Below are 18818 nucleotides of genomic sequence, written 5' to 3'. Positions count from 1 at the left end.
GCCTTCCCCTGGTGAAGGAGAAGGACTTTTTCAAAGGAACCTCATCCTCGACCTGATGGCCGGGGACGGGGTATCAACATATCTGGCGTTGATTTTTGGCACGCTGTTGAGTTCTCAAGGAACGGACGCTTCCTTTGTACTCACCCTCTCGGGCTTTCCTCCGGGCGCTTCCCTTCGGTCTTTCGTGTTTCCAACCTTACCAGATCCTTTTTCCGTTCCGTTCCCGGTTCGGATTTCATTTCTGGTGGCCGTTGGAGGGCCTTTGCCTTTCGGCGGTTCCGACTTTATCAGAGATTCTGAGTCGGATTTCCCGCCCCTCTCGGGGACTTGAACCGGGCACGTAAGTGCGCCGGGTTCCCCTCAGGCGGAGACGTAAACGTACTGGAGCGGGGCGCCCCGATGCAAATCGAGGCGCCCCGCTCCCTACGTACTGCCGACGTGCGTCAGACCTCGACGACGACCGGGAGGATCATCGGGCGGCGGCGGTAGGTGTCCGAGACCCACTTGCCCAGCGTGCGGCGGATGAGCTGCTGCAGCTGGTGGGGCTCGACGACGCCGTCCTGGGCCGACTTCTCCAGAACATCGGTGATCTTCGGCATGACCGCGCTGAACGCCGAGTCCTCGATGCCGGAGCCTCGGGCCTGGACGTGCGGGCCGGCCGTGATCTTGCCGGTGCTGGAGTCGACGACCACGAAGACCGAGATGATGCCTTCGTCGCCGAGGATCTTGCGGTCCTTCAGGGCCGGCTCGCCGACGTCGCCGACGGAGAGGCCGTCCACATAGACGTAACCCGCCTGAACCTTGCCCACGATCTTGGCCTTGCCGTCGACCAGGTCGACGACGACGCCGTCCTCGGCGATCACGATGCGGTCGTGCGGGACGCCGGTGAGGGCGCCCAGCTCGGCGTTGGCGCGCAGGTGGCGCCATTCGCCGTGGACCGGCATCAGGTTCTTGGGCTTGCAGATGTTGTAGAAGTACAAAAGCTCGCCCGCGGACGCGTGGCCCGAGACGTGCACCTTGGCGTTGCCCTTGTGGACGACGTTGGCACCCCAGCGGGTCAGGCCGTTGATCACGCGGTAGACCGCGTTCTCGTTGCCGGGGATGAGCGACGACGCCAGGATCACCGTGTCGCCGGAGACGATCCGGATCTGGTGGTCGCGGTTGGCCATGCGGGACAGGGCCGCCATCGGCTCGCCCTGGGAGCCCGTACAGACCAGGACGACCTCGCTGTCGGGCAGGTCGTCGAGGGTCTTGACGTCGACGACCAGACCGGCGGGAACCTTCAGGTAGCCGAGGTCACGGGCGATGCCCATGTTGCGGACCATCGAGCGGCCGACGAAGGCGACCCGGCGGCCGTACTCGTGCGCGGCGTCCAGGATCTGCTGGATGCGGTGCACGTGGCTGGCGAAGGACGCGACGATGATGCGCTTCTGGGCGCTCGCGAAGACCCCACGGATCACGTTCGAGATGTCGCGCTCGGGCGGGACGAAGCCAGGGACCTCGGCGTTCGTCGAGTCGGAGAGAAGAAGGTCCATACCCTCTTCACCCAGCCGCGCGAACGTCGGCAGGTCCGTGAGCCGGCGGTCCAGCGGGAGCTGGTCCATCTTGAAGTCGCCGGTGTGGACCACCATGCCGGCCGGGGTGCGGATGGCGACGGCCAACGCGTCCGGGATGGAGTGGTTGACCGCTACGAACTCGCAGTCGAAGGGGCCCAGGCGCTCGCGGTCGCCCTCGGCCACCTCGAGCGTGTACGGGCGGATGCGGTGCTCCTGGAGCTTCGCCTCGATCAGCGCGAGGGTCAGCTTGGAGCCGATCAGGGGAATGTCCGGCTTCTCGCGGAGGAGATACGGGACGCCGCCGATGTGGTCCTCGTGGCCATGCGTCAGGACGATGCCCTCGATGTCGTCGAGGCGGTCCCTGATGGACGAGAAGTCCGGCAGGATCAGGTCGATTCCGGGCTGCTCCTCCTCGGGGAAGAGCACTCCGCAGTCGACGATCAGCAGACGGCCGTCGAATTCGAAGACGGTCATGTTGCGCCCGATCTCACCGAGGCCGCCCAGCGGGGTGACGCGCAGGCCGCCCTTCGGGAGCTTCGGCGGGGCGCCGAGTTCAGGATGCGGATGACTCAAAAGACTCTCCTCACCACACGCGCCACGTACCTGTGGGCACGTGGCGCGCGTGACGTTCGTGCAGTAGCAGTTGTGGTGATGCTCGGGGTCTTGCTGTTGGTTCTGCTTTTTCTGTTGATTCAGTTGTGGAGCTTTGCCAAGTCTGTGGTTAGAGCTGTACCCCGCCGGCGGCAAGATCGATCTTGAGCTGAGCGGTTTCCTCGGCGGTGAGCTCGACCAGGGGCAGGCGAAGGGGTCCGGCGGGCAGGCCCTGAAGGGCCAGCGCCGCCTTCGTCGTGATGACGCCCTGGGTACGGAACATGCCCGTGAACACCGGGAGCAGCTTCTGGTGGATCTCCGTCGCCTTGTGCACGTCACCCGAGACGTACGCGTCGAGCATGGCGCGCAGTTCGGGGGCGACCACGTGGCCGACCACCGAGACGAAGCCGCACGCGCCGACCGAGAGGAGCGGCAGGTTCAGCATGTCGTCGCCGGAGTACCAGGCCAGGCCGGAGCGGGCGATGGCCCAGGAGGCGCGGCCGAGGTCGCCCTTGGCGTCCTTGTTGGCGACGATGCGCGGGTGCTCGGCGAGCCGGACGATCGTCTCCGTGTTGATCGGTACGCCGCTGCGGCCCGGGATGTCGTAGAGCATCACGGGGAGTTCGGTTGCGTCGGCGATCGCCGTGAAGTGCCGCAGGAGACCCTCCTGCGGGGGCTTGTTGTAGTACGGCGTGACCGTGAGCAGGCCGTGGGCGCCGGCCTTCTGGGCCTCGCGGGCGAGCTCGATGCTGTGGCGGGTGTCGTTCGTACCGACACCCGCGACGACATGGGCACGGTCTCCGACCGCTTCGACGATGGCTCGTACGAGATCCGATTTCTCCGCGTCGCCGGTGGTCGGGGACTCGCCGGTGGTGCCGTTGACGATCAGGCCGTCGTTGCCTGCGTCCACCAGGTGGGCGGCGAGTCGCTGCGCGCCGTCGAGGTCGAGTGCGCCGTCCGCCGCGAAGGGCGTGACCATGGCGGTGAGGACCCTCCCGAAGGGGGTCTGCGGAGTCGAGGTCGGAGCCATGGGTAACACGCTACTCGCTGCTCAGCACCGGGTCCCCCCTCGGGGGATGCGACAAGTCACAACAAAGATGGAGCCCGGCACTGCCTGCTCGGGGGTTCAAGCAGTGCCGGGTCCGTTTGATCAGGCTAGATGAACTTTACGAAATGCCGCAATACGGACACTTCGGCTGACTGCCCGTACATCTGTGCCCCGAGCCGCAGGTCGGGGCAGGGACGTCGGCGGTGGGCCAGGGCCGCCACGGGACGCGGACCGCGAGCAGTGCGGCTTTCACCCGGCTTCACCCTGTTCCGCACCGAACAGGAAAAAACTTCAGTGAATTTGGCGAAACAGGGCACCCTTTGGGGCACTCGTGCGTCTGTGTAGATGAACACACTTCGTTCGAACCTCTTGAGGAGAAGCAGCACCCATGTTCCGTCGGCGCGAGCCCGTTCCCTTCGCCTTCATCGCCGAAGCCGACAAGTTCCGCAGTAACGTCACGCCGCCGCAGCGCGAGCGTCCCTCTGTCGGTCAGATGGCCGGTCGTACGTTGATCGGGCTGACCGTCGTGGCCGGCATCGTCGGGTCCCTGTTGTTCGGGATGCCGGCGCTGTCCGCCGATCAGTCCACGCAGCATGTGCAGCAGTCGGAAGCATCCGACGGACGCTGAAGGATGCTGACGGGCACTGACGGGCCGTCACGTGCTCTTGGCGCGCTCTGACCCTTCCGGACCCCCTGGGGTGGAAGGCCGGGACCTGCGTCGGTAGCCTCACCGGGCACAGCCCAAGACCAGCGTGGATCGAGTGAGGACCCGTCGTGCCCCTGCCCTTCCTGACGGCCGACCGTGCATTCGACGAGGCCGCGGACACCGCGCTGCCCTTCGACGACCGGGACCAGTGGCGCCGTCCGTACCGCCCGGGACCGTACCGGGTGGGCACGGCCGCCCTGCTGTTGCTGCTGTCGTCGTACGTCCTGTTCGCGGCGGTCATCATCGCGGCGGCCGGGGATGTCTCGGCCGCCGGTGTGTGCGGCGCGCTCGCGGTGCTGATCATCGCGGCGGCGCTGCGGCTGCTGCGGATGGGCACCTGGGTGAGCGCCCGCGGGCTGCGGTACGTCGGCTTCTTCCAGACCCGGACGACGGCCTGGAACCAGGTCGTGACCGCGCGTACGGTGCAGCAGCCCGTGCGCTGGCTGGGGCTGCCCCGCACGGTGCAGGGGCAGGCCCTGGTCCTCGTACGACGGGACCGGCAGGGTGAGCAGACGACTCTGCTCACCAGTCACAGTGCGGACTTCCTCGGGCGGTCGACGGCGTTCGACCGGGCCTCGGACAGTGTCGAGGTGTGGGCCGAGGAGTACCGTCCGCACGCCTGAGCACGACGCCCGTACGGGCTTGAGTACGACGATGGGCCCGCCCGGGTGATCCGGGCGGGCCCATCGTCGTACGCGGTTCAGACCTGTACGGAACGGCCCTCGTGCAGGGCGATCGCGCGCTGCATCGCCTTGCGGGCGCGCGGGGTGTCGCGGGCGTCGCGGTAGGCGACCGCGAGGCGGAACCAGCAGCGCCAGTCCCCCGGTGCGTCCTCCGTCTCGGCCTTGCGCTTGGCGAAGACCTCGTCGGCGGAGTCGCGGTCGATGCGGCCGTAGCCGTCGCGGCGGAGTTCGTCGACGGGCAGGCCGCCCTCCGCCTCCAGGAGTTCGGCCAGCCGGTTGGCCTTGCGGACGAACTGGGTGTTCGCCCACAGGAACCAGATGCCGATCACCGGCAGGATCAGCACCGCGACCCCGAAGGTGATCGTGAGCAGCGTGCCCTGCTGGATGAGCATGATGCCGCGGTCGCCGGCCAGGACGAAGTAGACGACCAGGACCGCCGCGGTGATCGCGTACGTGATTTTCGCGCGCATCGGTGCGGGTCAGCCGTTCAGGTCGAGGAAGTGTTCCAGACCGAAGGTCAGGCCCGGGGCCGTCACGACCTTGCGGGCGCCCAGGAGGATGCCCGGCATGAAGCTGCTGTGGTGCAGCGAGTCGTGGCGGATGGTGAGGGTCTCGCCCTCGGCGCCGAGGAGGACCTCCTGGTGGGCCAGGAGGCCGCGCAGCCGGACCGAGTGGACCGGGACGCCGTCGACGTCCGCGCCGCGGGCGCCGTCGAGCGCGGTCTGCGTGGCGTCCGGCGCCGGGGCGCTGCCCGCCTTCGCGCGGGCCGCCGCGATCAGCTGGGCCGTGCGCGAAGCCGTCCCCGAAGGGGCGTCGACCTTCTTCGGGTGGTGCAGCTCGATGACCTCGACGGACTCGAAGTACGGGGCCGCCACCTCGGCGAACTTCATGGTCAGGACGGCGCCGATGGAGAAGTTGGGCGCGATGAGCACGCCGGTCCCGGGGGAGGCGGCGAGCCACTGCTCAAGCTGCGTGAGACGGTCCTCGGTCCAGCCCGTGGTGCCGACGACCGCGTGCATGCCGTGGCCGACGGCGAACTCCAGGTTCTCCATCACGGAGTCGGGGGTCGTCAGCTCGACGACCACCTGGGCGCCGGACTCGACCAGCGTGTCCAGCTTGTCGCCGCGGCCGAGGGCCGCGACCAGCTCCAGGTCCTCGGCGGCCTCGACGGCACGGACCGCCTCGGAGCCGATCCGGCCCTTGGCCCCGAGGACCGCCACGCGCAGCTTGCTCATGTTCTTCCGTTTCCTTGCGCCGAAAGGTTGTTACGCGACCGCTTCGTGGAGGCGTGCCGCCTGCTTGTCCTTGAGCGGGCCCATCACCGACAGGGAGGGACGCTGTCCCAGGATCTCGCGGGCCACCTGGCGCACCTCGTCCGGGGTCACCTCGGAGATGCGGGCCAGCATGTCGTCGACCGACATCTGCTCGCCCCAGCACAGCTCGCTCTTGCCGATGCGGTTCATGAGCGCTCCGGTGTCCTCCAGGCCGAGGACCGTGGAGCCCTTCAGCTGGCCGACGGCGCGGGCGATCTCGTCGTCCGTCAGACCGTGCTGCGCGACCTGGTCGAGCTCGTCGCGGCAGATCTTCAGGACGTCGTGCACCTGGTTCGGGCGGCAGCCCGCGTACACGCCGAACAGGCCGCAGTCGGCGAACGACGAGGTGTACGAGTACACGCTGTAGGCCAGACCGCGCTTCTCGCGGACCTCCTGGAAGAGGCGCGAGGACATGCCGCCGCCGAGCGCCGTGTTGAGGACGCCCATGGCCCAGCGGCGGTCGTCGGTGCGGGCCAGGCCCGGCATGCCGAGGATGACGTGGGCCTGCTCGGTCTTGCGCCCGAGCAGTTCCATGCGGCCGGCGGCGCGCAGGGTCCTGTGGCCGGTGCGCGGGCCCATCGGGGTGGCGGCACCGGTGAGGGCGCCCGCACGCTCGAAGGCGGCGCGGACCTGGCGTACGACCTTGTTGTGGTCCACGTTGCCCGCCGCGGCCACGACCAGGTGGGTGGGGTCGTAGTGCTTCTTGTAGAAGCGCGCGATCTGGTTGCGGCTCAGGGCGTTGATCGTGTCGACCGTGCCGAGGACCGGGCGGCCCAGCGGGGTGTCGCCGAGCATCGTGTGCGCGAACAGGTCGTGCACGCAGTCGCCCGGGTCGTCCTCGGTCATCGCGATCTCTTCGAGGATCACGCCGCGCTCCGCGTCGACGTCCTCCTCCTCGATGAGCGAGCCGGTCAGCATGTCGCAGACGACGTCTATCGCAAGCGGCAGATCGGTGTCGAGCACGCGCGCGTAGTAGCACGTGTACTCCTTGGCCGTGAACGCGTTCATCTCGCCGCCGACCGCGTCGATGGCGGCGGAGATGTCCAGTGCGCTGCGCTTCTTCGTGCCCTTGAAGAGCAGGTGCTCCAGGTAGTGCGTCGCGCCGTTCAGCGTCGGAGTCTCGTCGCGCGAGCCCACGTGGGCCCAGATGCCGAAGGTCGCCGAGCGGACGGAGGGCAGGGTCTCGGTGACGATGCGCAGGCCGCCGGGGAGGGTGGTCCTGCGGACCGTGCCGATGCCGTTCTCGCCCTTGATCAGGGTTTGGGTACGGGCGACGGCCCGCCCCTCCGAAGAGGTGCGGGCCGTCGTCGTGGTGCTACGGGACGTCACTTGTCGGCGTCGTCCTTCTTGTCGTCGTCCTCGCCCTCGATCACGGGGACGAGGGAGAGCTTGCCGCGGGAGTCGATCTCGGCGATCTCGACCTGGACCTTCTGGCCCACACCGAGGACGTCCTCGACGTTCTCCACGCGCTTGCCGCCGGCGAGCTTGCGGATCTGCGAGATGTGCAGCAGACCGTCCTTGCCCGGCATGAGGGAGACGAACGCACCGAAGGTCGTCGTCTTCACGACGGTGCCCAGGTAGCGCTCGCCGACCTCCGGCATGGTCGGGTTGGCGATGCCGTTGATCGTGGCGCGGGCGGCCTCGGCCTGCGAGCCCTGGGCGGCACCGATGTAGATGGTGCCGTCGTCCTCGATCGTGATGTCGGCGCCGGTGTCCTCCTGGATCTGGTTGATCATCTTGCCCTTCGGGCCGATGACCTCACCGATCTTGTCGACCGGGATCTTGACCGTGATGATCCGCGGCGCGTTCGGGGACATCTCGTCCGGGACGTCGATCGCTTCCATCATCACGTCGAGGATGTGGAGGCGGGCGTCGCGGGCCTGCTTGAGGGCGGCGGCCAGGACGGAGGCCGGGATGCCGTCGAGCTTCGTGTCCAGCTGGAGGGCGGTCACGAACTCCTTGGTACCGGCGACCTTGAAGTCCATGTCACCGAACGCGTCCTCGGCACCGAGGATGTCGGTGAGGGCGACGTAGTGCGTCTCGCCCTTGATCTCCTGGGAGATCAGACCCATGGCGATACCGGCGACGGGGGCCTTCAGCGGCACACCGGCGTTCAGCAGCGACATGGTGGAGGCGCAGACGGAGCCCATCGACGTGGAGCCGTTGGAACCGAGGGCCTCGGAGACCTGGCGGATCGCGTAGGGGAACTCTTCGCGCGACGGCAGGACCGGCACGATCGCGCGCTCGGCGAGCGCGCCGTGGCCGATCTCGCGGCGCTTCGGGGAGCCCACGCGGCCCGTCTCACCGACGGAGTACGGCGGGAAGTTGTAGTTGTGCATGTAGCGCTTGCGGGTCACCGGGGAGAGGGTGTCCAGCTGCTGCTCCATGCGCAGCATGTTCAGCGTGGTGACGCCCAGGATCTGGGTCTCGCCACGCTCGAACAGGGCGGAGCCGTGCACGCGCGGGATGGCCTCGACCTCGGCGGCCAGGGTGCGGATGTCGGTGACACCGCGGCCGTCGATGCGCTTCTTCTCCTTGATGACGCGCTCGCGGACCAGGGACTTGGTCAGCGAACGGTACGCGGCGGAGATCTCCTTCTCGCGGCCCTCGAACTCCGGGAGGAGCTTCTCGGCGGCCAGACCCTTGACGCGGTCCAGCTCGGCCTCGCGGTCCTGCTTGCCCGGGATGGTGAGGGCGGCGGAGAGCTCGGTCTTGACGGCGGCCGTCAGGGCCTCGAGCACGTCGTCCTGGTAGTCCAGGAAGATCGGGAACTCGGCGGTCGGCTTCGCGGCCTTCGCGGCGAGGTCGGCCTGGGCCTTGCACAGGACCTTGATGAAGGGCTTCGCGGCCTCGAGACCGGCGGCGACGACCTCCTCGGTCGGGGCCTCGGCGCCGTCCTTGACGAGCTGCACGGTCTTCTCGGTGGCCTCGGCCTCGACCATCATGATCGCGACGTCGCCGTCCTCCAGGACGCGACCGGCGACGACCATGTCGAAGACGGCGTCCTCGAGCTCGGTGTGCGTCGGGAACGCGACCCACTGGCCGTTGATCAGCGCGACGCGGACGCCGCCGACCGGGCCGGAGAAGGGCAGACCGGCCAGCTGCGTGGACGCGGACGCGGCGTTGATCGCCACGACGTCGTACAGGTGGTCGGGGTTGAGGGCCATGACCGTGGCGACGACCTGGATCTCGTTGCGCAGGCCCTTCTTGAAGGACGGGCGCAGCGGGCGGTCGATCAGGCGGCAGGTGAGGATCGCGTCCTCGGAGGGGCGGCCCTCACGGCGGAAGAAGCTGCCGGGGATCTTGCCGGCGGCGTACTGCCGCTCCTCGACGTCCACCGTGAGGGGGAAGAAGTCGAGGTTGTCCTTGGGGTTCTTCGAGGCCGAGGTGGCCGAGAGCACCATGGTGTCGTCGTCGAGGTAGGCGACGGCGGAGCCGGCGGCCTGGCGGGCGAGGCGGCCCGTCTCAAAGCGGATGGTGCGGGTGCCGAAGGAGCCGTTGTCGATGACGGCCTCGGCGTAGTGGGTCTCGTTCTCCACTAGCGTTTTCTCCGTTACTTTCGTCTGTTTCGTCTTTTGTCCGTATCTGCCCGTGTGGCAGTCGGACGGAACGGAGGAGCGCGCCTTGTGTGCGGGCCGGTCTTCGATCGAAGCACCCGGGGATCCTCTTGCGTCTCCGGGGGCCACTACCGAGGACCGGCGGCGGCGGGGGTGCGCTTCTCCTCGTCGTACGTGGGTCGAGCGTGGTCGTACGTCACCAGACTACAAAGCGAGGGTGACAGTGCGCACGTACAGCAAAGGAGCGGCCCCCGGATACGGGAACCGCTCCCTTCGCAGCGTCTTAGCGGGCGCCGGCCGCACCACGGCGGATGCCGAGGCGCTCGACCAGCGCGCGGAAGCGCTGGATGTCCTTCTTGGCCAGGTACTGCAGCAGACGGCGACGCTGACCGACCAGGATCAGCAGACCACGACGGGAGTGGTGGTCGTGCTTGTGGGTCTTGAGGTGCTCGGTCAGGTCCGAGATGCGGCGGGACAGCATGGCGACCTGGACCTCGGGGGAGCCGGTGTCGCCCTCCTTCTGGCCGAACTCGCTGATGATCTGCTTCTTCGTAGCGGCGTCGAGCGGCACGCGTACTCCTCGTAGTGTTCTTCGTGGCCACCGAGTGCCCCTGGTCCACTTCTCAGGGGAGCTTCCGTAACTCGGGAGGCGGGGCTCGCTGGGCGCTGTCCCCAGCAGATGCCGGGGGCGCGTACACAAACGGCCGTTACACAGCCTACCAGCCGTCGGGGGCGCCCCCGACAAGGGCCTTCGTCGGGCGGTCGTCAGCTGGTCATCGCCCGCGCCGACGCGTACACGTCGAAGACCGCGAGGGCCAGCGGGATCAGCGTGAGCAGGACGAACGTCTCGGCGATCTCCAGGAAGCGGCCCCAGAACGGGGTGACGCCGCGACGCGGAGTGATCAGGCCGATCGAGGTGACCAGGGCGGCGGCCGCGCCGATGGCGGCGACGATCCAGACGGTACGGATGTCGAGCGACGTGGAGTCCTGGTTGCGCACCGCTTCGATGACGTAGGTGAGCGGCGGGTGCAGCGCGAGGCCGAGGCCCAGGAAGACGAGCGCGGCCAGGCCGGCGGCGAGGGTGGCGCCCACCTGCGCCGTGTAGCGGAACAGGTGCGCGCGCATCAGCATCGCGATGCCGGTGGCCAGGGCGAGCAGCTGCGCCCAGACGTCCGTGGAGAACCCGAGCACGATCGACGCGCCCACGGCGACCAGGGCGCAGCCGCCGACGAGACCGACGAGCAGCTCGTGGCCGCGGCGGGCCTGGGCGGCGACGCGCTCCGCGTCGACGGGCTCGTGCGGGCCGGCCGGGTCGAGCGAGGTGTCGTAGCCCGCGCGCCCCTGGTTCGGCGGCTCGAAGCCGATGGGCAGCCGCGCGAAGCGCATGGACAGGCCCGGCAGGAAGGCGAGGGCGCTGACCGCGAGCGGGGCGCAGACGGCGGCCGTCTCGATGGGTTCCAGGTGCGTGAGGATCGCGATGAAGGTGACGACGAGGCCGATGAACGAGGCGAAGACGAACGCCACGAACGGGCCGTCTCCGCCCGGCGAGACCAGGGTGAGCACCACGGAGGCGACCAGGACGGCCGCGCAGGCCAGCAGGAACTGGAGCCGGCCGATGCCCTGCCCCTCGGAGAGGGGCAGCAGGCCGGAGCCGGCCACCGCGACGTTCGGCAGGGCACCGAGGCCGAGCGCGACGGCCGAGCCGCGGTCGTCGTAGACCCGCGCGCGGATGCACGCGATGGCGACCAGCAGGACACCCGCGACGCCCGCGATGATGCCCTGGAGGCTGTTCATGTCGTGGCGCAGTTGCAGGGTCGTGAACTGGGAGTTCCACGCCACGAACGCGATCAGCGCGGGCAGGATGCCACCGGCCACAAGACCGGCCGCGCGCGTGAGGTCGCCGCTCCACAGGGTGCGGTCCTTGGTGACGGCGGAGGCCACGGCCTCGGACACGTCGTCGTAGACGGCCGGCGGCAGCGACTCGGAGAACGGGCGCAGCGTGAGCAGCTCGCCGTCCAGGATGCGCTGCGCGGCGAACGAGCGGGCGCTGTCGAGGACCGTGCCGTCACGGCGTACAAGGTGGTAGCCGACCGGGGCGCCCTCGGCCGGGCTCTGCTGGGAGAGCCGCAGGATCTCGGGGTACAGGTCGGCGACCGGTACGTCGTCGGGCAGGGCCACGTCGATGCGGCTGTCGGGCGCGACGATGGTGACGCGGCAGAAGCCGAGCCCCGTGCCCGCCCCGGCAGGGGCTCCGGTACCCGATCCGCCGGTGCGGCCGGCCGGCGCGGAGGCCGTCATGCTCACCTGCTGTTCCCCCTTTTTTCCCGAAGACCCGAAGACTCGGTCTGTTCTCTCGAAAGGATCCCTGGATCTCGCTGTAAAGATCCTGTGCACGTTGAGTCGCGCGCTCCTGAAGGCCGTTCACAAGCGCCGATCCACCCGGTTTCCGGGGGAGGCGCGGATTCCGAACCGTGCGGGATTGCCCGTTTTTACCGGGCCGATTCGCAACTGCTCACGCGTACCTCCGGCACCCTACCGCCCGCCGTTGTCGGCGGTTGTCAGTAGGATCGCGAACCGCGATCGACGTCCGCCTGACACGGGGCGGCGGACGGAAAAGCCGGTCCGGCAAGGGAATTGGTGCCAAGTGAGCCACATCGTCGTCAAGCGCCCACCTCGGGCACTGCCGTCCGAGGTGCCCACCGAAGAGGTGGTGCTGCAGCCTCCGCCGGAGCTGCCGCGGGGGCAGCAGGAGGGCGCCCTGATGCAGATCCTGCCCATGCTCGGCATGGGTGGATCGGTGGTGTTCTTCTTCAACCCCTCGGCCCAGCCCTTCATGAAGATCATGGGCATGGTGATGGTGGCGTCGACGGTCGCGATGGGCATCGCGATGCTGGTCCGCTACCGCCGTGGCAACCAGGGGCAGATGGCGGACATGCGCCGCGACTATCTGCGCTATCTGTCGCAGACCCGGCGCGACGCCCTGGGCACGGCGAGGAAGCAGCGCGACGCGCAGTACTACCTGCACCCTTCGCCGGAGCAACTGTGGGCGCTGGTCGCCGAGGGCAGCCGGGTGTGGGAGCGGCGCACCGGTGACGAGGACTTCGGGCAGGTGCGGGTGGGGCTCGGTCCGCAGGGCCTGGCCACTCCCCTGATCCCGCCGCAGACCGCGCCCGTCGACGAGCTGGAGCCGCTGACCGCGGGCGCCATGCAGCGTTTCCTGGCGACGCACAGCGCCCTTGAGGACCTGCCGATGGCGGTCTCGCTGCGCGCCTTCTACCACGTGTCCGTGAGCGGTGAGCCGACGACCGTGCGCGGCACCGCGCGGGCCGTCGCCGCCTCGCTCGCCTCCCTGCACTCCCCCGAGGACCTGGTCATCGCCGTCGCCGCGGGCCGCCAGAGCGTGGCCGAGTGGGAGTGGGCGAAGTGGCTGCCGCACAACCAGGTGCCCGGACAGACCGACGGCGCGGGCAGCCGCCGCCTGATCACGACGAACCCGGTGGAGCTGGAGGACCTGCTCGCGCCCCGTCTGGAGGGGCGCCCGCGCTTCCACCCCGGGGGTGCGCCGGTCCCCGAGCAGCCGCACCTGGTGATCGTGCTCGACGGGGTCTCCCTGCCCCCGACCTCGATCTTCGCCAGCCCCGAGGGCCTGCAGGGGGTGACCGTCCTGGAGGTCGTCCCCGGTGACCTGTCGGTCGGCCGCGGTGACCTCTCGATCGTCGTCGGACCGAAGACGCTGCGCCTGGAGTCGGCGCACGGCATGGTCTACGAGGGCACGCCGGACGTCCTCTCCTATGCGGGCGCCGACGCGCTGGCCCGGCAGCTCGCCCCGCTGCGCATGGCCTCGGGCGGCGACAGCGACGACGAGCCGCTGCTCGCGAACCTGGAGTTCACCGATCTGATGAACCTGGGCGACGCGGCCACCGTCGACACCAAGCGGACCTGGCGCCCGCGCTCGCAGGCCGAACGGCTGCGCGTGCCGATCGGTGTCGGTGACGACGGCCGGCCCGTGATGCTCGACCTGAAGGAAGCCGCCCAGGAGGGCATGGGCCCGCACGGTCTGTGCGTCGGCGCCACCGGTTCCGGCAAGTCGGAGCTGCTGCGCACCCTGGTGCTCGGCCTCGCGGTGACGCACTCGTCGGAGACGCTGAACTTCGTCCTCGCGGACTTCAAGGGTGGTGCCACCTTCGCGGGCATGGCCCAGATGCCGCACGTCGCGGCCGTGATCACCAACCTCGCGGACGACCTCACCCTCGTCGACCGCATGGGTGACTCGATCCGCGGCGAGCTCAACCGCCGCCAGGAGATGCTCCGCGACGCGGGCAACTACGCGAACATCCACGACTACGAGAAGGCGCGCGCGGCCGGTGCCCCGCTGCAGCCGATCCCGTCACTCGTCCTCGTGATCGACGAGTTCTCCGAACTGTTGACGGCGAAGCCGGACTTCATCGAGATGTTCGTGCAGATCGGCCGTATCGGCCGTTCGCTCGGTGTGCATCTGCTGCTCGCCTCGCAGCGCCTCGAAGAGGGCCGGCTCAGGGGTCTTGAGACGTATCTGTCCTACCGGATCGGTCTGCGGACCTTCTCGGCCGCCGAGTCGCGGGCCGCGCTCGGTGTCCCGGACGCGTACGAGCTGCCGAACGTGCCGGGTTCCGGCTTCCTGAAGTTCGGCACCGACGAGATGGTCCGCTTCAAGGCCGCGTACGTCTCCGGTGTCTACCGCTCGGGCGGCTCGACGCGGGTCGCGACCCCGGGCGGGCCGCTTCCGGTGGACCGGCGGCCGGTGCTGTTCACCGCGGCCGAGGTGCCGGTGCAGTACGTGCCCGTACCGCAGCAGCGCGAGGAGCAGCCGCAGCCCGACGAGAAGGACGACGCGCTCGCGGACACCGTGCTCGACGTCATCGTGCGGCGCTTGGAGGCGCAGGGTCCGGCGGCCCACCAGGTGTGGCTGCCGCCGCTGGACAGCCCGCCGTCGCTGGACTCGCTGCTGCCGGGGCTCACTCCCGTGCAGGGGCGCGGGCTCACCCAGCCCGGGTACGAGGGCGCGGGGCGTCTCGTCATCCCGGTCGGTCTCGTCGACAAGCCGTACGAGCAGCGGCGCGACCCGCTGTGGATCGACTTCGGCGGCGCGGCCGGCCACATGCAGATCCTGGGTGGTCCGCAGTCCGGCAAGTCGACGCTGCTGCGCTCGATCATCGCGTCGTTCGCGCTCACGCACACACCGCAGGAAGTGCAGTTCTACGGGCTCGACTTCGGTGGTGGCGGTATGGCCGCCGTGGCCGGTCTGCCGCACGTGGGTGGCGTGGCCTCGCGTCTCGACCCGGAGAAGGTGCGCCGGACGACCGCCGAGGTCTACGGCGTGCTGACCCGCCGCGAGGAGTACTTCCGCACCGCGGGCATCGCGTCGATCGCCGACTTCCGCAACCGCCGCGCGCGGGGCGACATCTCGATGACCGACCAGCCGTGGGGCGACGTGTTCCTGGTCATCGACGGCTGGGGCAACTTCCGCAGCGACTACGAGGGGTTGGAGCCGCTGGTCCTCGACATCGCGGCCCGTGGTCTCGGTTACGGCATCCACGTGATCGTGACGGCGTCGCGGTCCATGGAGGTCCGGGCCAACATGAAGGACCACCTCATGAACCGCCTGGAGCTGCGGCTCGGCGACACGATGGACTCCGAGTTCGACCGCAAGGTCGCGGCCAACGTGCCGACGGGCGTGCCCGGTCGCGGTCAGACCCCGCAGAAGCAGCACTTCATGGCGGCCGTCCCGCGCATCGACGGTCTGTCGTCCGACACCGATCTGGCGGAGGCCACCGCCGCGCTGTCGGCGGAGGTCACCCGGCACTGGACGGCGCCCGGCGCGCCCGAGGTGCGGCTGCTGCCGCGCGAGTTCGCGGCGCGTCAGCTGCCGCCGGGCGACCGGTTCCCGGACCGCGGTATCGCGTTCGGCCTGGACGAGGACAACCTCGAGCCGGTGTTCGTGGACTTCGACCAGGACCCGTTCTTCCTGATCTTCGGCGAGAGCGAGTCCGGCAAGTCGAACATGCTGAAGCTGCTCATCCGGCAGCTCACCCGGCGCTACGACGGCGACTCCTGCAAGATGTTCGTCGTCGACAACCGGCGTTCGCTGCTCGATGTCACCCCGGCGACCCATCTCGCCGAGTACATCCCGATGTCGAACCAGATGGACCACCACATGGCCGCGCTGGCCGACCTGATGCAGCGCCGCACGCCGACGGCGGACGTCACGGCTCAGCAGCTGCGCGACCGCAGCTGGTGGCGGGGTCCGACGGTGTACGTGATCATCGACGACTACGACCTGGTGTCGACGTCGTCCGGCAACCCGCTGGCCGGGATCACCGAACTGCTGCCGTTCGCGCGGGACGTGGGCGTGCGCTTCATCATCGCGCGCTCCACCGCCGGTGCCGGGCGCTCCGGCTACGAGGCCTTCATGCAGCGCATGAAGGAGCTCGGCGCGCAGGGTGTCGTGCTCGCCGGTGATCCGACCGAGGGCGATCTGCTCGGCGGGGTCCGCCCGCGGCCGATGCCGCCGGGCCGTGGCGTGTTCGTCTCGCGCAAGCGGGGCAAGCCGCTGATCCAGGTCGGCCTGGAGGACTGAGCCCGCCTGCCCGTACGGGTGGTCGGGAGGGGGCCGCACCCGTCGGGTGCGGCCCCCTCTCGCGTGCCTGCGAGCCCCCCCTCGCGTGCCTGCGAGCCCCCGCGCTCCCTCCTGCGGGCGTATCTTCCGGCGGCCGCCCGGGGAGCGGGCCGTGCCAAGTAGGCTGACCCGACAGTTCGTTGGTACGCCGGAAGAGGGGCCGCCCGCCATGACCGAAGCTCAGCAGCCGCAGGAGAGCCCGGAGGAGATGAAGGCCCGCAAGGAGCGCGAGAAGGACGAGTTGTACGCGCTCGACATCTCCGGCGTCGAATGGCACAGCGCCCCGGGCACCGAGCAGCACGAGGAGCGGGTGGAGATCGCCTATCTGCCGGCGGGCGCGGTGGCGATGCGTTCGTCGCTGGAGCCGGAGACGGTGCTGCGGTACACCGAGGCGGAGTGGACGGCGTTCGTGCTGGGCGCGCGCGACGGCGAGTTCGACCTGGAGCCGGCGCCGCACAACGGCGGCGCGGAGGCTTAGCCCGTCGGCCGTCGGCTGTCGCCTGTCACCCGTCGCCCTTCGTCGTTCGCCGTTCGCCGTTCGCCGTTCGCCGTTCGTCGTTCGCCGTCCGCCATCCGTCGTTCGCCGTCCGTCGTCCGTCGTCCGTCGTTCGTCGTCCGTCGTCCGTCGTTCGTCGTCCGTCGTCCGTCGTTCGTAATGGCAGCCCGTGGCCCGGACGGCCGAGGTTGTCAGACAGGTGATTTGCCTCCTGGTCTCCGATCTCCTTACGGTGCTGGCACGTGAGCCGAGGAGGAGCCGTGGGATCCAGCGAGCAGCGCCGTCCGGTGGTCGTGCTCTACGAGCGGATCGTCGACGCCGTGCAGGCGGGCACGTATCCGCCGGGCTCCGTCCTCCCGTCCGAGCCCCGGCTCGCGGCCGAGCTGGGTGTCAGCCGGCCCGCGCTGCGCGAGGCCCTGCTGCTGCTCCAGGAGGACGGTTTGCTGAACGTACGGCGGGGAGTGGGCCGCACGGTGGCCACGCGCCCGCCGCGCCGCGGCTTCGAGCGGCTGCGGCCCCTGGAGGATCTGCTCGGGCCGGTGCGGGTGACCCCGCTGGTGCGGACCGTCGAGGAGCCGACCGACTTCACCACACAGCAGCTGCTCACCTCGGCGGGCGCCCAACTCGCCTTCTGGGAGTCGATGTTGACCGGTGAGGGGCCGTCGGCGGTGCACACCCAGGAGTGGGCGGCGCCCGCCGAGGTGCTGGCCGGCGCACACCCCGCGTTCGCGCAGGCCCTCGCCGAACCGGCTCCGGGCACCATGCTGTCCTGTCTGACCGGAGTCTCGCGGGGGCTCCCCCTGACCGGGCACAGCGCCCTGTCGGCGACGCTGCTCGGGCGGCGCCGCGGCGAACAGCTGGGGCGGCCCGCGGACACCGCGGCGCTGCTGGTCATCCAGTCGGTGCGGATCGGCGACGTGCCGGTCATGGCGGCGAAGTACACGCTGCCGACGGGCTCCTCGGCCCTGCCCGTGCTGCAGACGCTGTGACGGTTCCGCTGCGCCGACTGTGACGTTCGCGACCTCCGGCACCACACGCGCGCCCGCACCCGTACACTCTCGCCGCATGCACTTGTCTGACAACATCGCCGTGGCCGACTGGATCCGCCGCGCCCCCAAGGTCGCTCTCCACGACCACCTCGACGGCGGTCTGCGCCCCTCGACGATCATCGAGCTGGCCCGTGAGTCCGGTTACCAGGGGCTGCCCACGGAGGACCCCGCCGAGCTGGCCGCGTGGTTCCGGGAGGCCGCCGACTCCGGTTCGCTGGAGCGCTACCTCACCACCTTCGCCCACACCTGCGCGGTGATGCAGACCGAGGAGCAGCTGTTCCGCGTCGCCGCCGAGTGCGCCGAGGACCTGGCCGCCGACGGCGTCGTGTACGCCGAGGTGCGCTACGCCCCCGAGCAGCACCAGGAGCGCGGCCTCACCCTCGACCAGGTCGTGGACGCCGTCAACGCGGGCCTGCGCGAGGGCGAGCGCCGCGCCGGCGGCGCGATCACGGTGCGCGTTCTGCTCACCGGCATGCGGCACACCGACCGCTCGACGGAGATCGCCGAGCTCACGGTGCGCCACCGGGACAAGGGCGTCGCCGGGTTCGACATCGCGGGCGGCGAGATAGGCAACCCGCCCGCCCGTCACCTGGCCGCCTTCCAGCTCCTCAAGCAGGCCAACTGCCACTACACGATCCACGCGGGCGAGGCCGTCGGCCCCGAGTCGGTGCACGAGGCGCTGCAGGTGTGCGGCACGGAGCGGCTCGGCCACGGCGTGCGGATCATCGAGGACATCACCTTCGCCGCCGACGGCACCGCGACGCTCGGCGACCTCGCCGCGTACGTCCGCGACAACCGGGTCCCGCTGGAGGTCTGCCCGACCTCCAACCTGCAGACCGGCATCGCGGAGCACTACAAGACGCACCCGATCGACGAGCTGCGCCGTCTGGGCTTCACGATCACGCTCAACACGGACAACCGTACGGTGTCCGGCACGACGCTCTCGGCTGAGTTCCAACATCTGCACGAGGCGTTCGGCTACGGCCCCGAGGTCCTGTACGACTTCACCCGGGCCGCGGTCGAGGCCGCCTTCCTGCCGCTCCCGGAGCGCGTCCGGCTCCTCGACGAGGTCATCGATCCGGCGTACGACGAACTGGCGGGCCGGGTCTGACCCCGTCCGTCAACCGCGGGCGCCGCGCCCGAACCCCCTGGGATGGTTTGCCG

General features: G+C 69.8%; 15 protein-coding genes. 7 read left to right on the top strand and 8 right to left on the bottom strand.

The window, feature by feature from the left end:
• Nucleotides 1–331: hypothetical protein (locus J3486_RS33095; RefSeq protein WP_207827116.1), on the top strand; the 331-nt coding region annotated here is incomplete at its 5' end.
• A 112-nt stretch (nucleotides 332–443) separates the two neighbouring features.
• Here the strand turns inward: J3486_RS33095 and J3486_RS33090 are convergent.
• Nucleotides 444–2129 carry a ribonuclease J gene (locus tag J3486_RS33090; RefSeq protein ID WP_207827114.1) on the bottom strand — a complete coding sequence of 562 codons (1686 nt, stop codon included), beginning with the start codon at nucleotides 2127–2129 and terminating at the stop codon, nucleotides 444–446.
• A gap of 148 nt (nucleotides 2130–2277) precedes the next feature.
• Nucleotides 2278–3177, bottom strand: coding sequence for a 4-hydroxy-tetrahydrodipicolinate synthase (dapA, locus tag J3486_RS33085; protein WP_207827112.1), 900 nt, complete (start codon nucleotides 3175–3177; stop codon nucleotides 2278–2280).
• A 406-nt stretch (nucleotides 3178–3583) separates the two neighbouring features.
• On the opposite strand from dapA, the gene J3486_RS33080 reads away from it, so the two are divergent.
• Nucleotides 3584–3823: a hypothetical protein gene (locus tag J3486_RS33080; RefSeq protein WP_207827110.1), complete on the top strand. Its 240-nt coding sequence runs from the start codon at nucleotides 3584–3586 to the stop codon at nucleotides 3821–3823.
• Nucleotides 3824–3969: 146 nt separating this feature from the next.
• Entirely contained in the window at nucleotides 3970–4524 is a 555-nt protein-coding gene (locus J3486_RS33075) for a hypothetical protein (protein WP_207827108.1), read from the top strand.
• Nucleotides 4525–4601: 77 nt separating this feature from the next.
• Here J3486_RS33075 and J3486_RS33070 read toward each other — a convergent pair whose 3' ends face one another.
• The 6 genes from J3486_RS33070 to eccD all read right to left on the bottom strand — a co-directional run bounded on the left by J3486_RS33070 (nucleotide 4602) and on the right by eccD (nucleotide 11752).
• Nucleotides 4602–5054 (bottom strand): hypothetical protein, encoded by a 453-nt coding sequence (locus J3486_RS33070; RefSeq protein ID WP_207827106.1) that lies wholly within the window; start codon nucleotides 5052–5054, stop codon nucleotides 4602–4604.
• A 9-nt stretch (nucleotides 5055–5063) separates the two neighbouring features.
• Nucleotides 5064–5819 carry a 4-hydroxy-tetrahydrodipicolinate reductase gene (gene dapB, locus J3486_RS33065; protein ID WP_207827104.1) on the bottom strand — a complete coding sequence of 252 codons (756 nt, stop codon included), beginning with the start codon at nucleotides 5817–5819 and terminating at the stop codon, nucleotides 5064–5066.
• A gap of 30 nt (nucleotides 5820–5849) precedes the next feature.
• Nucleotides 5850–7226 (bottom strand): pitrilysin family protein, encoded by a 1377-nt coding sequence (locus tag J3486_RS33060; protein ID WP_207827101.1) that lies wholly within the window; start codon nucleotides 7224–7226, stop codon nucleotides 5850–5852.
• Nucleotides 7223–9436, bottom strand: coding sequence for a polyribonucleotide nucleotidyltransferase (locus J3486_RS33055; RefSeq protein WP_207827099.1), 2214 nt, complete (start codon nucleotides 9434–9436; stop codon nucleotides 7223–7225). The genes J3486_RS33060 and J3486_RS33055 overlap by 4 nt, the downstream gene beginning before the upstream one ends.
• 301 nt (nucleotides 9437–9737) lie before the next feature.
• Nucleotides 9738–10025 carry a 30S ribosomal protein S15 gene (rpsO, locus tag J3486_RS33050; RefSeq protein WP_207827097.1) on the bottom strand — a complete coding sequence of 96 codons (288 nt, stop codon included), beginning with the start codon at nucleotides 10023–10025 and terminating at the stop codon, nucleotides 9738–9740.
• 194 nt (nucleotides 10026–10219) lie between these two features.
• Nucleotides 10220–11752 (bottom strand): type VII secretion integral membrane protein EccD, encoded by a 1533-nt coding sequence (gene eccD, locus J3486_RS33045; protein WP_207827088.1) that lies wholly within the window; start codon nucleotides 11750–11752, stop codon nucleotides 10220–10222.
• Between the two features lie 346 nt (nucleotides 11753–12098).
• Here eccD and eccCa point away from each other — a divergent pair, with 346 nt between their 5' ends.
• From eccCa to J3486_RS33025, 4 genes are all read left to right on the top strand, one after another.
• Complete coding sequence (gene eccCa, locus J3486_RS33040; protein WP_207827085.1) at nucleotides 12099–16070, top strand: type VII secretion protein EccCa; 3972 nt, start codon at nucleotides 12099–12101, stop codon at nucleotides 16068–16070.
• 208 nt (nucleotides 16071–16278) lie between these two features.
• Nucleotides 16279–16587 carry a DUF397 domain-containing protein gene (locus tag J3486_RS33035; RefSeq protein WP_207827083.1) on the top strand — a complete coding sequence of 103 codons (309 nt, stop codon included), beginning with the start codon at nucleotides 16279–16281 and terminating at the stop codon, nucleotides 16585–16587.
• 278 nt (nucleotides 16588–16865) lie between these two features.
• Nucleotides 16866–17594 carry a GntR family transcriptional regulator gene (locus J3486_RS33030; protein ID WP_207827080.1) on the top strand — a complete coding sequence of 243 codons (729 nt, stop codon included), beginning with the start codon at nucleotides 16866–16868 and terminating at the stop codon, nucleotides 17592–17594.
• A 76-nt stretch (nucleotides 17595–17670) separates the two neighbouring features.
• On the top strand, nucleotides 17671–18765 hold the full coding sequence (locus J3486_RS33025; RefSeq protein ID WP_207827078.1) for an adenosine deaminase: 1095 nt from the start codon (nucleotides 17671–17673) through the stop codon (nucleotides 18763–18765).
• The last annotated feature ends 53 nt before the right edge of the window (nucleotides 18766–18818 follow it).

Origin of the sequence: Streptomyces sp. VRA16 Mangrove soil, from assembly GCF_017377775.1 — a bacterium.
Taxonomy (GTDB): Bacteria; Actinomycetota; Actinomycetes; order Streptomycetales; family Streptomycetaceae; genus Streptomyces.
This window is presented reverse-complemented; position numbering and strand designations above follow the sequence as displayed.